25 protein-coding genes and 1 pseudogene are annotated in these 20642 nt (G+C 37.4%); 5 read left to right on the forward strand and 21 right to left on the reverse strand.

What is annotated here, in order from left to right; genetic code table 11:
* Nucleotides 1-179 precede the first annotated feature (179 nt).
* The 5 genes and pseudogenes from STRINF_RS07935 (at nucleotide 180) to STRINF_RS07950 (ending at nucleotide 5746) form a co-directional block, all read left to right on the forward strand.
* Nucleotides 180-2384, forward strand: coding sequence for an ABC transporter substrate-binding protein/permease (locus STRINF_RS07935; protein WP_043878429.1), 2205 nt, complete (start codon nucleotides 180-182; stop codon nucleotides 2382-2384).
* The gene (locus tag STRINF_RS07940; RefSeq protein WP_006532575.1) at nucleotides 2384-3124 is read left to right on the forward strand and encodes an amino acid ABC transporter ATP-binding protein; all 741 of its coding nucleotides are present in this window, start codon (nucleotides 2384-2386) and stop codon (nucleotides 3122-3124) included. The genes STRINF_RS07935 and STRINF_RS07940 overlap by 1 nt, the downstream gene beginning before the upstream one ends.
* 307 nt (nucleotides 3125-3431) lie before the next feature.
* A complete protein-coding gene (locus tag STRINF_RS10775) occupies nucleotides 3432-3728 on the forward strand; it encodes a rubrerythrin family protein (protein ID WP_006532576.1) in 297 nt (98 codons plus the stop codon).
* Between the two features lie 30 nt (nucleotides 3729-3758).
* Entirely contained in the window at nucleotides 3759-3968 is a 210-nt protein-coding gene (locus STRINF_RS10780) for a rubredoxin-like domain-containing protein (protein ID WP_006532577.1), read from the forward strand.
* Nucleotides 3969-4248: 280 nt separating this feature from the next.
* A pseudogene (locus STRINF_RS07950) lies at nucleotides 4249-5746 on the forward strand (ATP-binding cassette domain-containing protein).
* Between the two features lie 41 nt (nucleotides 5747-5787).
* On the opposite strand, the gene STRINF_RS07955 reads toward STRINF_RS07950, so the two are convergent.
* The 21 genes from STRINF_RS07955 to STRINF_RS10380 form a co-directional block, all read right to left on the reverse strand.
* Nucleotides 5788-5970: a hypothetical protein gene (locus STRINF_RS07955; protein ID WP_006532581.1), complete on the reverse strand. Its 183-nt coding sequence runs from the start codon at nucleotides 5968-5970 to the stop codon at nucleotides 5788-5790.
* Nucleotides 5971-6261: 291 nt separating this feature from the next.
* Nucleotides 6262-7575: a GTPase ObgE gene (gene obgE, locus STRINF_RS07960; RefSeq protein ID WP_006532582.1), complete on the reverse strand. Its 1314-nt coding sequence runs from the start codon at nucleotides 7573-7575 to the stop codon at nucleotides 6262-6264.
* 85 nt (nucleotides 7576-7660) lie between these two features.
* Complete coding sequence (locus STRINF_RS10025; protein ID WP_006532583.1) at nucleotides 7661-7789, reverse strand: DUF4044 domain-containing protein; 129 nt, start codon at nucleotides 7787-7789, stop codon at nucleotides 7661-7663.
* Nucleotides 7790-7872: 83 nt separating this feature from the next.
* Nucleotides 7873-8601, reverse strand: coding sequence for a pseudouridine synthase (locus STRINF_RS07965; RefSeq protein WP_006532584.1), 729 nt, complete (start codon nucleotides 8599-8601; stop codon nucleotides 7873-7875).
* 103 nt (nucleotides 8602-8704) lie between these two features.
* Entirely contained in the window at nucleotides 8705-10351 is a 1647-nt protein-coding gene (locus STRINF_RS07970; RefSeq protein WP_115283758.1) for a peptide ABC transporter substrate-binding protein, read from the reverse strand.
* 402 nt (nucleotides 10352-10753) lie between these two features.
* On the reverse strand, nucleotides 10754-12403 hold the full coding sequence (locus STRINF_RS07975; RefSeq protein ID WP_006532586.1) for a peptide ABC transporter substrate-binding protein: 1650 nt from the start codon (nucleotides 12401-12403) through the stop codon (nucleotides 10754-10756).
* A 156-nt stretch (nucleotides 12404-12559) separates the two neighbouring features.
* Complete coding sequence (locus STRINF_RS07980) at nucleotides 12560-13993, reverse strand: glycoside hydrolase family 32 protein (RefSeq protein ID WP_006532587.1); 1434 nt, start codon at nucleotides 13991-13993, stop codon at nucleotides 12560-12562.
* 58 nt (nucleotides 13994-14051) lie between these two features.
* Nucleotides 14052-15368 (reverse strand): PTS transporter subunit EIIC, encoded by a 1317-nt coding sequence (locus STRINF_RS07985; protein WP_006532588.1) that lies wholly within the window; start codon nucleotides 15366-15368, stop codon nucleotides 14052-14054.
* A 57-nt stretch (nucleotides 15369-15425) separates the two neighbouring features.
* Nucleotides 15426-15875 carry an NAD-dependent epimerase/dehydratase family protein gene (locus STRINF_RS07990; RefSeq protein ID WP_006532589.1) on the reverse strand — a complete coding sequence of 150 codons (450 nt, stop codon included), beginning with the start codon at nucleotides 15873-15875 and terminating at the stop codon, nucleotides 15426-15428.
* Nucleotides 15876-16062: 187 nt separating this feature from the next.
* Nucleotides 16063-16230 (reverse strand): hypothetical protein, encoded by a 168-nt coding sequence (locus STRINF_RS10365; RefSeq protein ID WP_006532590.1) that lies wholly within the window; start codon nucleotides 16228-16230, stop codon nucleotides 16063-16065.
* Between the two features lie 25 nt (nucleotides 16231-16255).
* Entirely contained in the window at nucleotides 16256-16621 is a 366-nt protein-coding gene (locus tag STRINF_RS10650) for a GNAT family N-acetyltransferase (protein WP_331270710.1), read from the reverse strand.
* Nucleotides 16622-16750: a hypothetical protein gene (locus tag STRINF_RS10785; protein ID WP_006532592.1), complete on the reverse strand. Its 129-nt coding sequence runs from the start codon at nucleotides 16748-16750 to the stop codon at nucleotides 16622-16624.
* Between the two features lie 69 nt (nucleotides 16751-16819).
* Nucleotides 16820-17251, reverse strand: a complete 432-nt coding sequence (locus tag STRINF_RS10660) for a YoaP domain-containing protein (RefSeq protein ID WP_006532593.1) — start codon at nucleotides 17249-17251, stop codon at nucleotides 16820-16822.
* Between the two features lie 9 nt (nucleotides 17252-17260).
* Complete coding sequence (locus STRINF_RS10665) at nucleotides 17261-17530, reverse strand: hypothetical protein (RefSeq protein WP_006532594.1); 270 nt, start codon at nucleotides 17528-17530, stop codon at nucleotides 17261-17263.
* A gap of 101 nt (nucleotides 17531-17631) precedes the next feature.
* Nucleotides 17632-17949, reverse strand: coding sequence for a TfoX/Sxy family protein (locus STRINF_RS08005; protein ID WP_006532595.1), 318 nt, complete (start codon nucleotides 17947-17949; stop codon nucleotides 17632-17634).
* A gap of 16 nt (nucleotides 17950-17965) precedes the next feature.
* On the reverse strand, nucleotides 17966-18703 hold the full coding sequence (locus tag STRINF_RS08010; protein WP_006532596.1) for an alpha/beta fold hydrolase: 738 nt from the start codon (nucleotides 18701-18703) through the stop codon (nucleotides 17966-17968).
* A gap of 164 nt (nucleotides 18704-18867) precedes the next feature.
* Entirely contained in the window at nucleotides 18868-19494 is a 627-nt protein-coding gene (locus STRINF_RS08015) for a hypothetical protein (protein WP_006532597.1), read from the reverse strand.
* 3 nt (nucleotides 19495-19497) lie between these two features.
* Nucleotides 19498-19827 carry a GNAT family N-acetyltransferase gene (locus STRINF_RS10370; protein ID WP_006532598.1) on the reverse strand — a complete coding sequence of 110 codons (330 nt, stop codon included), beginning with the start codon at nucleotides 19825-19827 and terminating at the stop codon, nucleotides 19498-19500.
* On the reverse strand, nucleotides 19824-19988 hold the full coding sequence (locus tag STRINF_RS10250) for a hypothetical protein (protein WP_006532599.1): 165 nt from the start codon (nucleotides 19986-19988) through the stop codon (nucleotides 19824-19826). The genes STRINF_RS10370 and STRINF_RS10250 overlap by 4 nt, the downstream gene beginning before the upstream one ends.
* A 1-nt stretch (nucleotide 19989) precedes the next feature.
* Nucleotides 19990-20244, reverse strand: coding sequence for a hypothetical protein (locus STRINF_RS10375; RefSeq protein WP_006532600.1), 255 nt, complete (start codon nucleotides 20242-20244; stop codon nucleotides 19990-19992).
* A gap of 51 nt (nucleotides 20245-20295) precedes the next feature.
* Nucleotides 20296-20595, reverse strand: a complete 300-nt coding sequence (locus STRINF_RS10380; protein ID WP_006532601.1) for a hypothetical protein — start codon at nucleotides 20593-20595, stop codon at nucleotides 20296-20298.
* Nucleotides 20596-20642: the final 47 nt, after the last annotated feature.

Here is a 20642-nt window from a genome sequence, read left to right on the forward strand (position 1 = left end):
CAAACTGTCTTTATTACCTTCATTTTATCATAAATAAAGGTAAAATACTCCCTTTTGATATCGAAGACAATTCATCCTGACTTCTCATGTTAGATTTTCTAACATGGGTTAAAATCTAAAGTTGCCTAACTGTCTGAATTTTGATATAATTAATGCAATCTATTCAAAAGGAGACTTACATGAAGCACAAATTGAAAGCTATTATGCTAGCAATGGTTTCTGCAATCTTTGTGTTTGGTGTAGACGCTAAAGCAGATACAATTAGTATCGTATCTGACACAGCATACGCACCATTCGAATTTAAAGATTCAGATCAAACTTATAAAGGTATTGACGTTGACATTATTAATGAAGTCGCAAATCGAGAGGGTTGGGATATCGATATGACATTCCCTGGTTTCGATGCTGCCGTTAATGCTGTTCAAGCTGGTCAAGCCGATGCCCTTATGGCTGGTACAACAGTGACAGAAGCTCGTAAAAAAGTCTTCACATTCTCAGATACTTATTACGATACCGCTGTTGTTGTCTACACTCGTAGCGATGCTAAAGTGTCTAACTATAAACAACTTTCAGGTAAAACTGTTGGTGTTAAAAACGGTACTGCTGCTCAAGCATTCCTAAAAGAAAACCAAAAGAAATACGGTTATAAAATCAAAACATTTGATACTAGTGACTTGATGAACAATAGCCTAGATGCTGGTTCAGTTTACGCTGCTATGGATGACCAACCTGTTGTCCAATACGCAATCAGTCAAGGTAAAAACTATGCTATCAATATCGATGGAGAAAAAGTCGGAAGCTTCGCATTTGCTGTTAAAAAAGGAAGCAAATACGAATACCTTATTGATGAATTTAACCACGCATTGGCCGAAATGAAAAAAGATGGTACTTACGATGCTATCATGGCAAAATGGCTTGGTGATTCTGAGAAATCTGATGACAAATCAAGTATTGTTGCATCAAGCAGCCTAAAATTAACTGGAGACGCTTCTGCAAAAGCAACACCTGTTAAATCAACTTACAAAATCGTCATGGATTCTTCATTTGCCCCATTTGAATACCAAAATGACTCAGGTAAATACGAAGGAATCGACGTTGACTTAATTAAAGCTATCGCAGAACAACAAGGTTTCAATATCGAAATCTCAAATCCTGGTTTTGACGCTGCACTTAACGCTGTTCAAGCTAGTCAAGCTGACGGTGTTATGGCAGGTATGTCAATCACTGATGCTCGTAAAGAAATCTTCAATTTCTCAGATCCATATTACACTTCAAACATCTTGCTTGCTGTTAAAAAAGGAAGTTCTGTTAAATCATATGAAGATTTAAACGGCAAAACTGTTGGAGCTAAAAATGGTACATCATCATACACATGGTTGTCTGAACACGCTGCTCAATACGGCTACACACTTCGTGCTTTCGACGAAGCATCAACTATGTATGATAGTTTGAACTCAGGTTCAATTAACGCTCTTATGGATGATGAAGCCGTACTTCGTTACGCTATCAAACAAGGTCGTAACTTTGAAACACCAGTTGATGGCGAAAAATCTGGTGAATACGGATTTGCTGTTAACAAAGGTGCTAACCCTGAACTACTTGAAATGTTCAACAATGGTCTTGCAGCACTTGTCAAATCAGGTGAATACGATAAAATCGTAAGCAAATACCTTGGCTCATCAGACGATAAGAAATCAACTTCATCAAGTGTTGATGAAACAACTATTTGGGGACTTATCAAAAACAACTACTCACAATTGCTTTCAGGTCTTGGAACAACTCTTAGTCTAACACTAATTTCATTTGCAATTGCTATGGTTATTGGTATCATCTTTGGTATGATGGCCGTTGCTCCAAATAAAGTTCTTCGTACAATATCAGCAGTCTTTGTCGATGTTGTTCGTGGTATCCCATTGATGATCGTCGCTGCTTTCATCTTCTGGGGAATTCCAAACCTTATCGAATCAATGACAGGTCACCAAAGCCCAATCAATGATTTCCTTGCTGCAACAATCGCACTTTCATTGAACGCTGGTGCTTATATCGCTGAAATTGTTCGTGGTGGTATCGAAGCAGTTCCTAAAGGACAAATGGAAGCAAGTCGAAGCTTAGGTATCTCATACGGTAAGACAATGAAAAAAGTTATCTTGCCACAAGCCGTTCGCGTGATGTTGCCAAACTTCATCAACCAATTCGTTATTTCATTGAAAGATACAACTATCGTATCAGCAATTGGTCTTGTTGAACTCTTCCAAACAGGTAAAATCATTATCGCTCGTAACTACCAATCATTCCGAATGTACGCTATCTTAGCAATCATCTACCTTGTAATAATCACCCTTTTGACTCGTTTAGCAAAACGTCTAGAAAAGAGGCTTAAATAATGGCAGAATTAAAAATTGATGTACAAGATTTGCATAAATCTTATGGAGATAATGAAGTCTTAAAAGGAATTACAACACAATTCCACGAAGGTGATGTTGTCTGCATCATTGGACCTTCTGGTTCTGGTAAATCAACTTTCCTTCGTACGCTTAACCTTCTTGAAACAATCACAAGTGGTAAAGTCATTGTCGACGGTTATGAACTATCTGATCCAAATACTGACGTCGATAAAGTTCGTGAAAACATCGGTATGGTATTCCAACACTTCAACCTTTTCCCACACATGACTGTTCTTGAAAACATCACTTTCGCTCCTATCGAATTAGGAAAGGAAAGTAAAGAAAATGCTGAAAAACACGCTATGGAACTTCTTGCAAAAGTTGGGCTTGCTGATAAACGCGATGCCAAACCAGATAGCCTATCTGGTGGTCAAAAACAACGTGTCGCTATCGCACGTAGCTTGGCAATGAATCCTGATATCATGCTCTTTGACGAACCAACTTCTGCACTTGACCCAGAAATGGTTGGTGACGTTCTTGGTGTTATGAAAGACTTGGCAGAACAAGGCATGACCATGTTAATCGTTACCCACGAAATGGGATTTGCTCGTAAAGTTGCCAACCGTGTCATCTTTACAGACGGTGGACAATTTATTGAAGATGGAACACCAGAACAAATCTTCGATAACCCTCAACACCCACGTCTAAAAGACTTCTTGAATAAAGTATTGAACGTCTAATAAATCAAAAAACTAGGTTTTAAGACCTAGTTTTTCGATGCCTTCATATTGACCAAATAACAATATTTTCTTTTAACAATCTCTATTAAAACTTTGACTTCCATTTTTGCTTTTGGTAGACTGAAGGTAAGTTATCAAGACAAGCTACATAATTAAACTCACCCTAATAGCTTTGGGAATTACCTCACTTATATTGACAGAAAAACTCCTTTTTAGGCGAGATAAGAGCGCTAAGGTAGCAAATCCATAACTTTTTTCTGTGTAAAATCAGTAGGTATCTACTGTTTAATATAAGGAGGACTTTGATATGTCTAAGTATGCTGGTACTCAAACCGAAAAAAATTTACAAGCTGCATTTGCTGGTGAATCTCAAGCACGCAACAAGTACACTTTCTTTGCATCAAGAGCCAAAAAAGATGGCTTTGAACAAATCGCAGAACTTTTCTTGAAGACTGCTGACAACGAAAAAGAACACGCCAAAATGTGGTATAAAGAACTCTTTGGCATTGGTGATACTGCCGAAAACTTGGAAACTGCTGCAGATGGTAAAAACTACGAATGGACAGATATGTATGTTGAATTCGCCAAAACCGCCGAAAAATAAGGATTCCCTCAACTTGCTAAAAAATTCCTCATGGTCGCTGAAATCGAAAAGCACCACGAAGAACGCTATCGTACTCTTCTCAAAAATGTCGAAACTGCTAAACTCTTTGAAAAGAGCGAAGTTAAGATTTGGGAATGTCGCAACTGTGGTCACATTATTGTTGGTACAAGAGCACCAAAAGTTTGCCAAGTCTGCGCTCACGCTCAATCTTACTTCGAAGTCCGAGCTGAAAATTATTAATTTCAAAAATCCTCAGCCTTTTGACTGGGGATTTTCGCATATTCTTTGACAAAAATAGCACTCTTTTGCTAAAATGAAAGCAAATCAAGTAGGAGGAATTTAAGCAATGAACAACTAAGAACAAAACGTTTTGGTATACCATATCAGGTTTTGTTTTTAGTGCAGTTCTCTATTCTCTTGCTTATCCTTCAGACGTGTTGGGTATTTTTAGCGTTGACCATAATGAGATTCACACTCTACCTGCTATGGTAGAGTGTGTTTTTTTGAAAGCGAGGATCTTATGCTAGAAATTAATCAGTTATCCATTCACCATTTCAAGGATTCTAAGCCAATCATTACGGACTTGCATCTCATTGTAAATCCTGGTGAGAAATTAGCCATTATTGGAGAGGAAGGAACAGGAAAATCAAGCCTACTAAAAACTATCGTATCCCCAAAATTAATTGCAAGCTATGCTGACTATACTGGACAAATTCGTAATCAGTTTTAAAAAAAAACGGATACCTTCCACAATTCCTGTCTAAAAATGACCAGACCATCTCTGATTTTCTTTATAAGAATATGGATTATCTTTTCAATTATACAGCTTTTTATCAAATGGCTGCGCAACTAGGTTTGAATCTTGCTACATTAGAAGAAAAAAATAAACTTTTATCTAGCTTATCAGGCGGTGAGAAACTTAAACTCCAACTGTCTAAATTAACTGGACAAGAAGCTGATTTACTCTTATTAGATGAGCCAAGCAGCGATCTTGATATTGACAGTCAAGTAGTCTTAAAAAAATTCATTCAAGAATCTAATAAGACCATTATTTTTATCTCTCACGATGAAGCTATATTTGAAGATACTGCTACTGCCATCTTACATCTTGAACTTCTTAAGCATCGTCAACTTCCTCGCGCCAGCTATTTCCAAGGAAAGTACCTAGATTACCTTAAACAACGCCAAAGCACTTATACTAAGCAATTACAAGAAGCCAAAAACGACTATCGCTTAAAGAAAAAACGAAGATGCAAAAATACCATCGCATCCACCAAGCTGCCCAATATAATGTTAGACACACTCATGACAGCACTCTTGGAAGACTGGCGGCTAAAAAGATGAAAACTGTTCTTTCACTTGAAAAAAGGTATCAAAAAGAAGATAGCAATCGTGTCGACTTTCCAGAAAACATGGATAACATCGCGCTCTTTTTTAATGATATTTCAACACTTGATAAAAACAAGAGAATTCTTTCTTGGAAAAAGCACCAGTTACCAACTGGTCAGAAAATTAATTTAGATATTTTCGGACAAGATAAATTAGTGATAACAGGTAAAAACGGCATTGGAAAAACAAGATTAATCAAACAGATTTATCACGACCTAAACCAAAATCAGCAACTTTCTATCGGTTACATGCCACAAGATTACGACAGTTTCTTTTCAAAAGAGATTTCAACTCTCGAATTTTTAGACGATGTAGCAAATGAGAATACCGCAAGAACCATCCTAGCTTGCCTTCAATTTACACGAAAAGAAATGGAGCACTCTGCTCTTAACCTATCTGGGGGGCAAAAAGCTAAACTTTTCTTAGCCCACACGGTCCTTTCTAAAAATCAAGTGATTATTCTTGATGAACCAACACGACATCTTTCACCAACAAGCCAACCGCTTATCCGCGAACTCTTCCTTAATTATCCAGGATGCATAATCAGTGTTTCTCACGACCAACATTTTATTCAAACCGTTGCAAGAAAGCACTACCGTTTAACTGAAAATTCCTTAGATAGCAACTAAAAAAGCCCAGCCAAAAAGCTGAGCTCAAGTAGGAGTGCAGGTTAAGACTCTTGGTCTTCTGCTTCTCCTGCTTTTTCTTTTGCTAATTTTTCACGTTCTAAGCGAAAACATCGATTTGGATTAAGGGTATTGAAAAGTTCTTCTAGCTTTTCAGCATTCCAAACATCGGCTGCTGATACAAAATTACCATCTTTATCTCTAAAAGATATCGGTTTTTCACCCATAAGAACCTCCCGTTAAAAATATCTATAAAACTTATTATTGTTGATAAACACCTGCTACGACATGAGAAAATGGGTTCGACATTAAACCATTTTCAAACTAGTAAGATGCCTAGGCAACGCTCTATAGAGCTTGCCACAACTGTTAATTAATATACCAATTAGTAATAGCTAACATAACAATCAAACACGTCCTACGAACTTGGCAAAAAAGATAATTTTTCCTAGAGCTCATTGCTCTTCGTTAAAATTTCTATTTTTGCTTTGCTCGCTTAACGGACTTTGTATCTTATATTAATCCACGAATTCGAATTCGAAGTTACCAATACGAACAATATCTCCGTCTTTAGCACCGCGTTCACGAAGGGCTTCATCGACACCCATACCACGCAATTGACGGGCAAATTTCATAACTGATTCGTCACGTTCCATATTTGTCATGACAAAGAGTTTTTCAAGTTTTTCACCTGACAATACCCAAGCAGCATCGTCATCACGTGAAATTTCAAACGGACGTTCGTCTGGATCAAATCCGTAGTAAACTTCTTCGTCAATCATGTCATCTTCAGTGTAAAGCAAGAATTCATCAGTCTTGCCAAGCAACTCTGCTGTTGCTTCCATCAGATTTTCCAAGCCTTGGTGAGCTAAGCTTGAAATTGGGAAAATCATTGGCATTTCATCGAAATCATCGTAATTTGCTGCCAATTTTTCTTTGAAGACTTTCAAGTTTTCTTCTGCTTCTGGCATGTCCATTTTGTTAGCAACGATGATTTGTGGACGTTCCATCAAACGAAGGTTGTAAGTTTCAAGTTCGTTATTGATTGAAACATAATCTTCGTAAGGGTCACGACCTTCACTTGCTGACATGTCGATAACGTGCAAGATAACACGTGTACGCTCGATGTGACGAAGGAATTGTGTTCCAAGACCTACACCTTGTGAAGCTCCTTCAATCAATCCTGGAAGGTCAGCCATGGCAAAGCTGTCACCTGATTTTGTGCGAACCATACCAAGGTTAGGCACGATTGTTGTAAAGTGATAAGCACCGATTTTGGGCTTAGCAGCTGTAACAACACTTAGTAATGTAGATTTACCAACTGATGGAAACCCAACCAAACCAACATCGGCCAAGATTTTCAATTCAAGTTGAAGTTCACGTTCTTCACCTGGTTCACCATTTTCGGCAATTTCTGGTGCAGGGTTACGTGGTGTCGCAAAGCGGATGTTACCACGTCCACCGCGTCCACCATGAGCCACAACAAATTCTTGACCATTTTCAACAAGGTCAGTGATAACTTTATTTGTCTCAGCATCACGAACAGTTGTTCCTTGTGGGACACGAACAATAAGGTCTTCTGCACCACGTCCGTGCATTCCTTTTGTCATCCCTTTTTCACCAGATTTAGCTTTAAAAATACGGTTGTAACGGAAGTCCATCAATGTACGAAGTCCTTCGTCAACTTTAAAGATGACTGAGCCACCTTTACCACCGTCACCTCCCCAAGGACCGCCATTAGGGACGTATTTTTCACGACGGAAGGCAACCATGCCATCACCACCACGACCAGCTTTAACGCTGATTTTGGCAGTATCTAAAAACATACTCATTATTAATTCCTATTCTTTCATTGTAATAACTGTTGCACTAAAATTGGATGTGCAAAAGCATAAAAAAACGCCTCTTCAGCGTTCTTTAAATAATTGAACCAATAGCAGTCGCAATAAGACCACCTACAGTTACTAGAACCATTAAGATAACAACTACTAAAGTCATTTTTTCAAACGCTGTTTTTTTACGTGGTCCGTTTTCACCAAATGCCACCTTAATACACCTCGCTCAATTGATTTTATTACTATTATCTTAACATGATTAGGCTAAATAATCAAATAAGTACTGTAAGAAATTTACAGCTCAACGTCAAATACTTCTAGTTTCGCTAGCTCTTCTGCTGTCAATCGACGCCACTCACCGAGTGATAAGTTTTCATCCAATTGTAATGGTCCCATACTCAAACGTTCTAAGTCTGTGACTTCCTTGCCACAAGCTAAAACCATGCGTTTGACTTGGTGAAATTTTCCTTCTTTGATTGTGATAGCAACTAAGCTTGTCTTTGCAGCTTCATCAATTTCTAAAATCTCTAGCTGCGCTGGTTGACACGTGAAATCTTTCAACTCGATGCCTTTAGCAAAATGCTCGACATCTTCAGCTGTCATAATCCCAGCTACTTTAGCGCGATAAAGCTTATCAACATGCTTTTTAGGCGAAAGCATGGCATGCGCCAATTTCCCATTATTTGTCAAAAACAAAAGCCCGTGAGTATCAATATCTAATCGCCCAACAGGAAAGACTTCTTTATCCCAAGCTGTTTTATCCAACAAATCTAAAACCGTTTTGTGGTGATTATCTTCTGTTGCTGAAATCACACCTTTGGGTTTATTTAACATGTAATAGACATATTTTTCATAGGAAAGATTTTCACCTTGACAGACAATTTTGTCTATTTTCTCATCAATTTGAGTCTTTGGAGAGGTTTCAATTTCACCATTAACAGTTACTTGTTTTTTCTTAAGCAATTGTTTGACATCATTGCGTGAACCGATTCCAGCCCCTACTAAAAATTTATCTAAACGCATAATATTCCTTTATCTGATATGATACATTCATTGTACCATTTTTCAGGGCATAAAAAAACAAGGCCGAGCAAGCTCGAACCTTGTTTAATCATCACTTCAAGATTTATTTTTTGTATGCGTGTGTGAAGTCTACAGACAAACCTGTTGAGTTACGGACGAGACCTTTAAGGTCTGGATTTTGAAGTGATTTTGTACTACGGAAGTAGATTGGGTTGTAAAGTGCGTTGTCATAAAGTGCTTTTTCAGCAGCTTTATAATCATCAGCAGCAGCTTTAGGATCTAGAGCATCTGTAGTAATAGCTTTTTGGTAGGCAGCATCGTAATCTGCATTTGAGAATTTACCATAGTTATATGAGGAACCAGTTGTGAAGAGTCCGTAGAATGTTGAACCTTCTGGATAGTCACCACCCCAAAGAACAAGGGCAACATCAAAGTTTTGGTTCTTAGTATCTTCAAGACGTTGTTTGAAAGAAACAAATTTTTCTTCAACTTTCAATCCTGGAAGAGCTTCTTCCCAAGTTTGTTTGATGTAGTCAACTGAAGCTTTTGCAACCGGTGCATCTGAGTCAGCTGTGATAGTCAATTTAACTGAGTCTGTACCAAGTTCTGCAAGACCTTCTTTGAAGAGTTTTGTAGCTTCTTTCTTATCATAGCTGTAACCAGGTGATACGTATTTAGCCAAGTCTGTTCCATCAGGGAGTTTTTCAAGACCTGTTGGTACAAGAGCAGTTGCAGCTTTTGAACCAGTATCGATGGCAGCTTTAACGATACCTGCACGGTCAGTTGCAAGGTTAAGTGCTTGACGAACTTTAAGGTTATTCAAAGCAGTAACTGTACCTGTTTGGTTGTAAACCATGTAAGAAGTTGTTGCTTCTGGAACTGGAACAACATCTTTACGGTTTTTGTTAGCTTTGAATGTAGCTTCTGTGTTTGAGATGTTTGCTGTATCAAGGTCACCATCTTTGTACATTTGAACAGCTGTATCTGGTTTCTTAATTGTTTGAACGTTTACTTTCTTAGTTTTAACGTCTTTAGCATCCCAGTAGTATTTGTTTTTCACAAGTGTGAAGTTACCGCTTGTACCGTTCCATTTTGTAACAGTGTATGGACCTGAGTACAAAGCTTTTTCTGATGTTGTACCATAGTCATCACCTGCTTTTTCAACAAATGCTTTGCTTTGTGGCATGAAGTTTGAAAATGATAGAAGGCTCATGAACTGTGGAGATGGGTTAGACAAAGTAAAGATAACTTTGTTTCCGTCGGCTTTAACTCCAAGTTGGTCAACACCTTTAGTACCTGCAATGACATCTTCAGCATTCAAAACGTGGGCATCTGAAACAAGATACGAGTATTCAGAAGCAGTTTTTGGATCTGCAATACGTTGCCATGTGTAAACAAAATCTTCTGCAGTCAAATCACTACCGTCTGACCATTTAAGACCATCACGCAATGTCGCAGTGTATGTCAAACCATCTTCTGAAACATCAACACTTTTAGCCAAATCTGGTTGCAATTTTCCATCTTTATCAACACGAAGAAGGTTACTTCCTGAGTTACCAATAGCAATTGATGAGTAAGTATCAGTTACTTTTGAAATATCAAGTGTGCTGATTTCAGTTGGTACAAACCAATTGATATCTTTGCTAGCAGATTTTGATGATGAATTATTTCCACCACATGCTGCTAGTGTAGCAGCAGACAACAATGTGACAGCCCCAAGACCGACACGTTTTAAAGTTTTGATCTCCATAATAGATCCTCCTACCATATAACTTTCTTTCGGTATGTTATGTATTATAACACAATATTATCTAAAAATACAGAAAATTTGAAAATTAATTAAAATTTCAAAAAGAGTGCTTACACTCTATTTTTTACTCATTTTGCAAACATTTAGACTGATAGAGATGGAAATTGTTCGTTATTTTATAAAAATTCACTTGTTTTGGTGATTTACAATCAGTTTTCTTTTATCATTTTCAGCGATTATTAGAGCTTTAATCACTCAAATAATCATACTTTTCAAAGTATTTGTCAGCGTATAAAAGCTGACATCGTTTTGCATATTTTTACACAAAAAGTATAAATATCACACAAAAAAATAAAGCCCAAACATCAGTTGGGCTTATTTGGTTAAACTAAATTCTAATGCTTACTTTTTATAAGCATGGCTAAAGTCCACTGTTAGACCTGTTGAGTTACGAACAAGGTTTTTAAGATCTGGATTTTGAAGCCATTCAGTACTACGGAAGTAAATTGGATTGTAGTGTGCACCTTCGTAAAGGACTTTTTCAGCTGCTTTATAATCCGCTGCTGCTGCATCAGTATCCAAAGCATCAGTTGTCAAAGCTTTGTTATAAGCTTGGTCAAATTCTGGGCTTGATACTTTACCATAGTTGTAAGCTGATGCTGATGAGAATAAACCATAGAATGTTGATCCTTCTGGATAATCTCCACCCCATGATACAAGGGCAACTTCAAAGTTTTGGTTCTTAGTATCTTCAAGACGTTGTTTGAAGGTAACAAATTTTTCTTCAATCTTCAAGCCTGGAAGAGCTTCTTCCCAACTTTGTTTGATGTAGTCAACAGCTGCTTTTGTAACGGCGTCATCTGAATCAGCAGTCACTGTCAATTTAACTGAGTTTGTACCAAGATCAGCTAAGCCTTCTTTAAATAATTTAGCGGCAGCTTTTTCGTCGTACTTGTAACCTGGTTCAACGTATTTAGAAAGGTCAGTACCATCAGTCAATTTAGCAAGTCCTGGTGTTGCAAGTGCTGTCGCTGGTTTTGAGCCAGTATCAATAGCAGCTTCTACGACACCTTGACGGTCTGTTGCCAAGTTAAGTGCTTGACGAATTTTTTCATTAGCAAGAGAGGCAACTGAGCCCGTTTCGTTATAAACGATGTAAGTCATTCGAGCTTCTGGAACTGGAACTGCTTCTTTGTTGCTCTTGTTTGCTTTATAGATTGATGAGGTTGCTGAGATATTTGCGGTATCAAGCTCACCGTTTTTGTACATTTGAACGGCAGTATCTGCTTTTTTGATTGCTTGAAGATTGACTTTTTCAGTCTTAACGTTCTTAGCATCCCAATAGTATTTATTTTTAACTAAAGTAAAGCTGCCATCACTTCCGTTCCAGCCTTTGATAGTATATGGTCCAGAATAGATTTGGTCTTTAGAAGTTGTAGCATATTTGTCGCCTTCTTTTTCAACAAATGCTTTTTTCTGTGGCATAAAGTTAGAAAAGGCTAGATAGTACTTAAATTGTGGGCATGGACTTGTAAGCTTAAAGGTAATTTTATTACCATCAGCTTTAACACCAAGTTGACTCAAATCAGAGATTTCACCAGTATTAATCTTATCAGCATTTTCAAGATGTGATTCAACAGCTAAATAAGCGTATTCTGAAGCTGTCTTTGGATCAAGCATACGTTGCCATGTGTAGACAAAATCATCCGCAGTCAAATCACTACCGTCAGACCATTTCAAACCATCACGCAAAGTCGCTGTATATGTCAAACCATCCTCAGAAACTTCGACACTTTTTGCCAAGTCTGGTTTTGGTTCACCTTTTTTATCTACACGAAGTAGGTTACTTGATGAGTTCCCAATTGCTAGCGCAGAATATTGGTCAGTATTTTTTGAGATATCCAGTGTCAAAATCTCAGTCGGTGTGTACCAATTAATCTCGTTTTTATTAGCTACAGTTTTATTTTCGCCCCCACACGCAGCCAATAAAGCAACTAAAGCCAAGCTTACCGCTCCAAGTCCAACACGTTTTAAAGTAGACTTATTGTCCATAAAAGTTTCCTCCTACCATAAACTTTCTTTCGATATGTTTGGTATTTTAACACACTATTTTCTAAAAATACAGAATATTTTAAAATTAAACAAAAATTGTTTTTTCTTCAAGAAAATACAAAAAAAATCCAGCAGAAGATTCTGCTGGACTTCTCTTTATTCGATATTAAACTTTTTCAAATCATAAATAGTCAACTGACCATCTGATTTTGAATCAAACGTAATTATTTGTTTCAATGTATCGCTAAATACTCTAGATGTCATTGTATAACGACCACCATTTATGAAAATTTCTATTGATGACGTATCAGAAAAAAACTGCAATCGGCTAACCTTATCTAAGGCAATATTTCGCTGTGTACGTCCAAAGCCTGATTCTCCCATTTTTAGCGACAATAGTGAACCATCAAATGTCAAAATAACGTCATCTCTTAAACGAAGAGAAAAACTTTCTGCTGGATTGCTAAATGTGACATTTATTTCAAAACAGCAATTTTCTGTTTGCCACTGCGTAAATTCAGATATTTGACTTTGAAACTCGTTCTTTCTTAGCTTTTCAAACTCCTTCAAAGGTCTTTGATAAACAGCACCATTTTGAAAAACTAGTTCTCTTGGCATTGTCAAAGCATGTCGCCAGTTATATTTTACTGTGGGATCTTCTTGGTATTCTGACTCCATTGGCAGGCCCATCCAAGCCATCAAAATTCGTCGACCACTTTCATCTTCAAATGTCTGCACTGCATAAAAATCAAAGCCATAATCAAACTCTTCAAATTTTCTTACAGTATAATCGCCGTGATTCTCATCTACCAAAAAATAGCCACTCTGAAAAACATTTTGGTACCTAGCTTCTTCTTTTTCAAGTCCTTGAGGTGAAACTGAGAGAATGAGTTGGTTACCTAGTTTAAATAAATCTGGGCATTCCCACATAAAGCCAAATTTTTCACTTGTCTGTATGCGTGTCACATAATGCCAGTGCGATAAATCAGTTGAATGATAAACTAGAGCGCAGCCCTTATCTTCAATACTTCTCGCCCCTAAAACCATGATATATTTCTCACCGTCTTTTAAAATTTTAGGATCTCTGACGTGTGTTGTCATGTCATCTGGATAATCACTATTTGCTAACACAAGTTCTTTACCAGAAAAATGAAAACCGTCACTGCTCGTCAAATGAATAGTATTCTGCTCACGTCCAGTCAAAATGTAATCATAATCACCATCTAACAATTTGACATTTCCAGTGTAAAAATAATGAATTATTCCATCTTTGACAATCGCTGAACCGCTGTAAGCACCGTCGCGATCAAGTCTATTATCCGCAAAAACAAAAGGCTCTTCTTCTTTGTAAGTAAGCCAATCTTTTGTGGTATAATGTCCCCAAGATTTTATTCCCCAACCAGCATCAAAAGGAGTATATTGAAAATAAACATGGTTAATGCCATTTTTTTCAACTAGACCATTTGGGTCATTAAGCCATCCAGCCGGTGCCATCAAATGATAGTTTAAACGATTAACGTCCGAATCAACAAGTCGCCGCATGTCATTATGGATTTGACAATCTTTGGCATATTCTTCTTTCGTGTACATGTTTCCTCCAATAATATAGCCTCCCTAAACAATGTAAGGAGGCTTTGATTTTATTTTTTTATTTTTCTTCTTTGAAGAATGGTTTTAAGATAATTGTAGCAGCTAGCCCAACTCCAAAGCCAATTAACTGGGCAATAATATAATTTAAATAACCATTGTGAGCAGGGTCACAAATAGCAATACCTGGTACTACTGTTGTACCAAAACCGAGTGCGGTTAATTTTGCAAAGTAAACATATGCACCTGCAACTGCACCACCAATACATCCTGCAACTAGTAGGTAACGATAGCGAAGGTTAACACCGAAAATAGCTGGTTCACTAATACCAAACAATGTTGAAGCAAAACTTGGCAAACAAAGTTCACGAGCTTTAGTATCTTTCCAGTGAGTAATCAAATAACCAATAACTGCACCAGATTGTCCAATCAAAGCAACTGACATCAATGGGTTGATGAAGTTATGTTTTGTATCAGCAAGCAATTGTGCTTCTGCTGCACCAATAATATGGTGAAGCCCTGTAATAACCAATAATTGTTGAACACCGGCAAATAAAGCATAACCAACAAATCCTAGATTTTCAGCAGACCAAACCAATCCACTTGTCAAACCATGTGAAAGAATACGACCTACTGGTCCTACAACTGTAAACAAAAGCAAAGTTGAAAAAAATACAGTAAACAAAGGCGCAAGCAAAAGCTTAACAGAGTTTGGTACTACTTTATTGAAGTAAATATCGAGTTTTGCAACAACAAAACCAATCATCAAAGCAACTAAAATACCGCCCTGGAAGCCGACCATTTCAATTGGTAAACCAAATAAATGAATCACTTCAACATGAACAGTTCCAGATGCAGCTGAATAGGCATTTGCAAGTGAAGAATCAAGCATGATAGCCCCAACAACCATACCAAGAACTGGGTTACCGCCGTAGCGTTTAACTGCTGAATAACAAACTATCATTGGTAAAATAGCAAAGATTCCTGTAGATGCAAGACTTGCTAGTCTGTTGATAGCGTATAAAGTTTCATTTTCCTTAACAATGGGGTAATTACTAAGAACACCTGTAATACCCATCAAAAGTGCTGCTGCAAGGATTGCTAGAATAATCGCAACAAATACATCAGATAGAGATTTAATAACTGCTTGAATAGGATTTGCTTTTTTGGCACTTTCTTGTTTAAGCTCATTAAGTGTCATATCTGCTATACCGACATATTTTGAAAAAACCTCATACACGTCATTAACTAATCCAGATCCAAAAATCAACTGAATTTGATCTCCAGCGACAAATGCTCCTTTAACTAAGTCGACATTTTCAAGTTTTTTAAGATCAGCTAAACTGTTATCTTTTAAAACGATTCTCAAACGAGTCACACAGTGAGCAACACCTGAAATATTTCCCTACCTCCAACGTATTTTTCAATATCCTGACTAATTTTCTTTAAGTCTACCATAATGTCTCCTTTTTTGTTTTGGAACCAGCTCAAGCAAACGTTTTTCTGCTGCAATCTTATCTAGACCATACTGGCCCCAGAATTTATTTTCACCAAGTTGAGAGTTTTCTAAAAATGGTTGTGCGCCGTCATCTGGATAAACAGAACTTGAACTAATCATGATATATGTTTCAAATGAGCCTATTGCTTCTACTAAACAAGAAATGTCATTAGCGTTATAAGCTGTCACATCCAAAACGATATCGAAATGGAGACTCTTCAATCGATTACCCAAATCATGTCGATCAGCTTGAAGCACAGTCACGCCTTCAACTTGTGTCTTGGTATTTCGATTGAGCACATAGACGTCATAGCCTTTTTTAGCAAAATAAGCCGCTGTATATTTACTAACAAAAACTGTGCCACCCGTTACAAGTACTGTTTTCATCCAGAAACCTCCTTTTGAATTATCAGAATATTATGATACTTGCATTGTAGCACAAAAAGACAGCACTTACAAAGAACAACTGTTTTTTAGCTTTTATCTCGCGTCATCCTCTAAAACATTCAAAAACTGCAGCCAGAAAAGCTACAGTTTAACATCTTATTCTTTATAGATTCAATCGTCTGATAAATTACTCGCCTTCATCATCGTCATCTTTGTCAATAAATAGTCCAACCATAACCCCAAAGGCAATACCAAGTGACATCCAAAGTCCAATATTATGTGTTAGAAAACCTATTCCTGCACCAATAGCTACTCCAAATCCCATACCAATTAAGATACCATTTCCTTTAGTCATAATATTGCCCTCCTAAAATCTGAAACTATAAGTGCTTTTCAAATCGAAACATTTCTGAAGCCTCATCATCATTTGGATCTTTGTGATGGCTGTTAAAGAATTCAACAATCTTAAACCCACAGCGATTCACATAAAAATGAATGTTACGTTTTTCAAAATATGGCGTCACGGTTTCCCAGATTTTCACCTGAGGAAACATCTTTTCAATTTGACACCAAGCGCCGTAGCCAACTCCCTTACTGTGGCATTTTGGAGAAACAAAAAGCAAATCCAAATTTCCTCTATCTCCCTCGATACGGACTACAACACCACTGACAACCTTTCCACCATCAAGGATACGGTAGGCTTCTCCACTATCTATGGATTCTTCAATTGTCTCTCGAGAGATGATTTAACCATCTTCTTCAAAATGGTCATCTCGAAGACCAAATTCCTCTAAAGCTCCATAATTAAAAGTTTCTTGGTTATCTTTAATAAATTGTTCACGATCACTTGAAACAAGTGGTTTCAACTCAATCATACTTACCTCTTTTAGTGAAAAATTATTATCCTTCAACTTTTGAGACGAGTTTTAAAAATTTTTTGGCATTCATCTGCTCATTTGTGACATAATCCCCGTTGTAAAAAAAGCGTAGGTCGTTATGGGTGTCGGCGCAGCTTGCGCTGTTTTCCTATCCGTAATTTGAATAGCCTTAAAAGAAATCCCTTCTTGCTTAGCTGTTTCTTCAAGGATTGGGACATACTTAGAATTGAAAGGACATTGGCTGGTGTAATACAAAACATAACCTGATTTTTCAATGTGAGGGTGTTTGGCACAAGCTTTAAAGTTTGGTACTTTAGCATCATCGGAAAACGGCAGATACCAAAGTTGAATGCCATTATCAGCTTCATCAGCCACCTTAAAACCTTTGTAAGCTAGGTACTTTGGATCAGCAAGAAATGGTTTCTTCTTAGCTGCTGCTAAGATACACAAGCCATTCTTCCCTTTTGCTTTGCTATCAGCGATACAAGCCTCCAGCAAATCAGTCGATTAACCATGACCTTTTAAAGAACCCGAAACCCAGAGACAATCAATATACATGTAATCTTCTGCCTCAATGGGATTCCAAGCCTTTTCTGCAGGGATATACTCGATAAAACACCTGCCACGTTCAACACTTTTTAGAAAAACAAGTCCATCATCAAAGCGCTCAGATAACCAAGTCTTTTTAGACGAGACTTGAGCATCTTTGTTGTTAAAAATAGCACAGCAAATATGCTCGTTTTCTAAATTATCTTTTGTCACTTGGATGTATTCCATAATCAATACCTCCTAATCACCCAAGAAAGCGTTATCACTCTTTGCTTTCATTGTAGCAAAATCAGATGATTATGACAAAAGAAAAACTAACCTTTGAATGGTTAGTTTCTTTTTTTCTTAGGGGCAGGTAATTCTTCGTACATGGCTTGCAGCAAGCGGCTGAGTAAAGCTTTGTCATCAAGTTGATCGACTAAAAGCATCTTTTTAGCCCCTTCGTAGGGAATCTCAAGACTTGCTTCTGGTAATAAAGCTGTAGCAGACTTAGTTAGTTTAATCAAAAAACGATTGTCATAAATCCCACCAATGACCTTACCACGGTAATAAAGGATGTATTCTCCCATCATTGAACGGTAGGAAATCTCTGGAATTTCTGAAAGTTGGTCCAATATAAAAGCTAAGTATTCTTTACTTGATGCCATATCGTTCACTCCTTAATCACAAACTCTCAAAAAGTTCTTTCACATATAAATCTGGCTGGTTAATCGCATATTGACCGTGAGCCAGACCAGCTTTGATTTCCAAGCGACTGTCTGGTAAAAGATCATGTAAATACCTTGCTGAAGCATGCATCTTTTTAGTTTCTTTTTCTCCCACAATAATGCGAACACGCGCTAACGAATTCTTCAAATTTTTCTTTACTTGATACAAGCTACTTGCTTTTGTAAAAGCAATCAAATTTTGCTTAGAAAGTTTCACCGTGTCCCCATAATAATGTTCAAACAAATCAGCTCGAATGCCAAGGTAGCAAAACTGCATCTTTGCAAACCGCTTCTTCTTAATCAGAGGAAAAATCATCGAAAATAGCGGAGCGACCAAACCTGCTGTCAATTTATCTGGAATAATGGCAGCACTTTCTACAATAGCGTACTGACAAATATTTTTTCGCAAAGCAAGCATTTCTAAAAGAATCTGACCACCAAGTGACAAACCAGCAATCAGAAAAACTGAACCACCGTAGGTTTTATCAATATAATCCAGAAGTCGCTTAGCATTATCTTCAATGCTTGTAAAATCAGCATCACTTCCAGCATGTCCATCAAGAATTGGCAAAACCACATGATAGTTTTCACACAGCAAATCCATCTGAGCTTGATATTGCCACCAGGACAAACCGCCACCGTGAAGTAACACGATAACGTCTTGATTTTCTTGACCAACTTCAACAACTTTCATCACAATCTCCTCCCCAAAATGCTAACAAAAAAGACCAAAAGTCCTAGGTAAAATAATAAGACAGCACAACTAATCAAGTACCTGTTATCATATTACCATACTTTGGTTTTATTTGATGGGGGTAATGTTTTTATTAGTAAACTGAATATGCAAAACTTAAAAAGTTATTTTAAAGACATAAGATAGAAATGTCTGGAAAAAGGCATCTGTACCAGACCTCTGACATCTTTTTCACACCAGTAATCAATCAGCCAGTATGCCCGTTCATCCGGGTTTACCACTTCTAAATTGCGCAGTCTGTTCTTATCTTTCTCGTCAAATTTCCGCTTCATATCGCGAAATGTTAGATTCTTCAATAAATCATTTGTACTTTTATGAACTTGCTCTATGTATTGATATAGCTGATCTAAATCAAGCTTCTTAGAAAAATCCACGAGCTGCTGCCCCTGTAGTTCATTCCCTGTTGTAATAATTGGTGATTTCGTATGTTCCCGGTAATCGTAAAGAAAGAAAATCTCCTCATCACTTTGAATCAGAGAATGAGCCACAATATCCTCTATTCGAAAAATATGCCACAGAGAATATGCAATAGTTTTGCTATGATACCCATTTGCTTTTGGAAAAGGCATCCTGCTAAAATCTTCTATAGAAAGCTCCCGTTTCATACGAAGTATCTCGTCCATCATCTTTCCACGAAGATCAATCAGCGTCTCAATCCCACTCGGAAATGTCTGTTCCTTTCGCAGCTGCTCCTGCATACGCTTATTTAATTCCGACCATTCCTTATTCATGTCCTATCCCAGCACTTTCTGATAATATACGGATTCCTCATCCCGATACATTTCCTCATATCCACACTTCGGATAAAAAGAATTCGTCCTTTGGTTCGAGACCAAAGTTTCCAATCGAAGGATATGGTTTTCGACATCTACTTTTTCAATTTGCTGCATGATTTCTTTCCCATATCCTTTGCGATATTGTAAAGCATCAACAAAAATCCGTCCTACATACACAATATCCGCATCTTTCTCATCCTCAAACATAATAGCCCCACCAACAATGGCTTCATCCTTCATAAGTAAATATAAATTTCCATTTTTGCACATCTGTCTGTGCCATTTCATACAATCATAATCTGGTAGACCCGCAACTTCACTTGCTCCAACCTCAATATCTGTATCAGACGTTCCAGTGTTCCATCGTTTTCATTATCAATCACCCATTCACCAATGCTATCCGCCTGGATTATAGGTATGCATTTTGTCAAAATATCGAATTTACTCATCCTAATCCTCCTCAGTAACATCAATGCCAAATAGTCTCTGGAACTTATCAAAGTTATAAGGGTAAGAGTTATCGCCATCAAATCTTACTGGCTTATGGCCATTACTATATTCAAATTCCAACTCCCACTGTGTTCCATCAAGTACCATGTATCCGAAGCGTTTAGTTGTATAATGTCTTCGCCACTCACCGATATGAAGTTCCTTAAGTGCCCCAATGAAAGTATCCTTTATAAAGGGCTCTTTATTATCATCCAACAATACAAGTGGTTCTACATTTTCCCATAACTTTGTATAGGCTTTAAATTCTTAGGATAGCTCTACAATATAGGTGCTATAACTGCCAAAGTAACCACCAATGTTAAAGGTGATCTTGCATATTGCATTTATGTTCGTATCAAAATCGGCTGTCTTTTGTTCAGATTTTGATAGAGTATAAGTTCCACCAGCTTCAACATAGGTTTGTTTGGCTTTATCTAAATATTCACGGGCCCAATGAAGGCGAGTATCTTCACTTGGATGCATAACAGTTTTTATGTCACCATGTGGGTTTTCCATTGAATTTTTGAGGTGACCTATTTCCTGCTTAATGCCTCGGATGGCGGTCATTATTTCTTCTTTTGTTTATCCTTTGAGATACTCTTCATAGTAACTTT

Source organism: Streptococcus infantarius subsp. infantarius ATCC BAA-102 (assembly GCF_000154985.1).
Taxonomy (GTDB): Bacteria; Bacillota; Bacilli; order Lactobacillales; family Streptococcaceae; genus Streptococcus; species Streptococcus infantarius.

Bases quoted from the DNA above. Each gene is read 5' to 3' on its own strand.
- STRINF_RS07935 (WP_043878429.1), top strand. From the start codon at position 180: ATGAAGCACAAATTGAAAGCTATTATGCTAGCAATGGTTTCTGCAATC.
- STRINF_RS07940 (WP_006532575.1), top strand. From the start codon at position 2,384: ATGGCAGAATTAAAAATTGATGTACAAGATTTGCATAAATCTTATGGA.
- STRINF_RS10775 (WP_006532576.1), top strand. From the start codon at position 3,432: ATGTCTAAGTATGCTGGTACTCAAACCGAAAAAAATTTACAAGCTGCA.
- STRINF_RS10780 (WP_006532577.1), top strand. From the start codon at position 3,759: ATGGTCGCTGAAATCGAAAAGCACCACGAAGAACGCTATCGTACTCTT.
- STRINF_RS07955 (WP_006532581.1), bottom strand. From the start codon at position 5,970: ATGGGTGAAAAACCGATATCTTTTAGAGATAAAGATGGTAATTTTGTA.
- obgE (WP_006532582.1), bottom strand. From the start codon at position 7,575: ATGAGTATGTTTTTAGATACTGCCAAAATCAGCGTTAAAGCTGGTCGT.
- STRINF_RS07965 (WP_006532584.1), bottom strand. From the start codon at position 8,601: ATGCGTTTAGATAAATTTTTAGTAGGGGCTGGAATCGGTTCACGCAAT.
- STRINF_RS07970 (WP_115283758.1), bottom strand. From the start codon at position 10,351: ATGGAGATCAAAACTTTAAAACGTGTCGGTCTTGGGGCTGTCACATTG.
- STRINF_RS07975 (WP_006532586.1), bottom strand. From the start codon at position 12,403: ATGGACAATAAGTCTACTTTAAAACGTGTTGGACTTGGAGCGGTAAGC.
- STRINF_RS07980 (WP_006532587.1), bottom strand. From the start codon at position 13,993: ATGTACACGAAAGAAGAATATGCCAAAGATTGTCAAATCCATAATGAC.
- STRINF_RS07990 (WP_006532589.1), bottom strand. From the start codon at position 15,875: ATGAAAACAGTACTTGTAACGGGTGGCACAGTTTTTGTTAGTAAATAT.
- STRINF_RS10365 (WP_006532590.1), bottom strand. From the start codon at position 16,230: ATGACTAAAGGAAATGGTATCTTAATTGGTATGGGATTTGGAGTAGCT.
- STRINF_RS10785 (WP_006532592.1), bottom strand. From the start codon at position 16,750: ATGATTGAGTTGAAACCACTTGTTTCAAGTGATCGTGAACAATTTATT.
- STRINF_RS10665 (WP_006532594.1), bottom strand. From the start codon at position 17,530: ATGGAATACATCCAAGTGACAAAAGATAATTTAGAAAACGAGCATATT.
- STRINF_RS08005 (WP_006532595.1), bottom strand. From the start codon at position 17,949: ATGGCATCAAGTAAAGAATACTTAGCTTTTATATTGGACCAACTTTCA.
- STRINF_RS08010 (WP_006532596.1), bottom strand. From the start codon at position 18,703: ATGAAAGTTGTTGAAGTTGGTCAAGAAAATCAAGACGTTATCGTGTTA.
- STRINF_RS08015 (WP_006532597.1), bottom strand. From the start codon at position 19,494: ATGAATAAGGAATGGTCGGAATTAAATAAGCGTATGCAGGAGCAGCTG.
- STRINF_RS10370 (WP_006532598.1), bottom strand. From the start codon at position 19,827: ATGAAATGGCACAGACAGATGTGCAAAAATGGAAATTTATATTTACTT.
- STRINF_RS10250 (WP_006532599.1), bottom strand. From the start codon at position 19,988: ATGAGTAAATTCGATATTTTGACAAAATGCATACCTATAATCCAGGCG.
- STRINF_RS10380 (WP_006532601.1), bottom strand. From the start codon at position 20,595: ATGACCGCCATCCGAGGCATTAAGCAGGAAATAGGTCACCTCAAAAAT.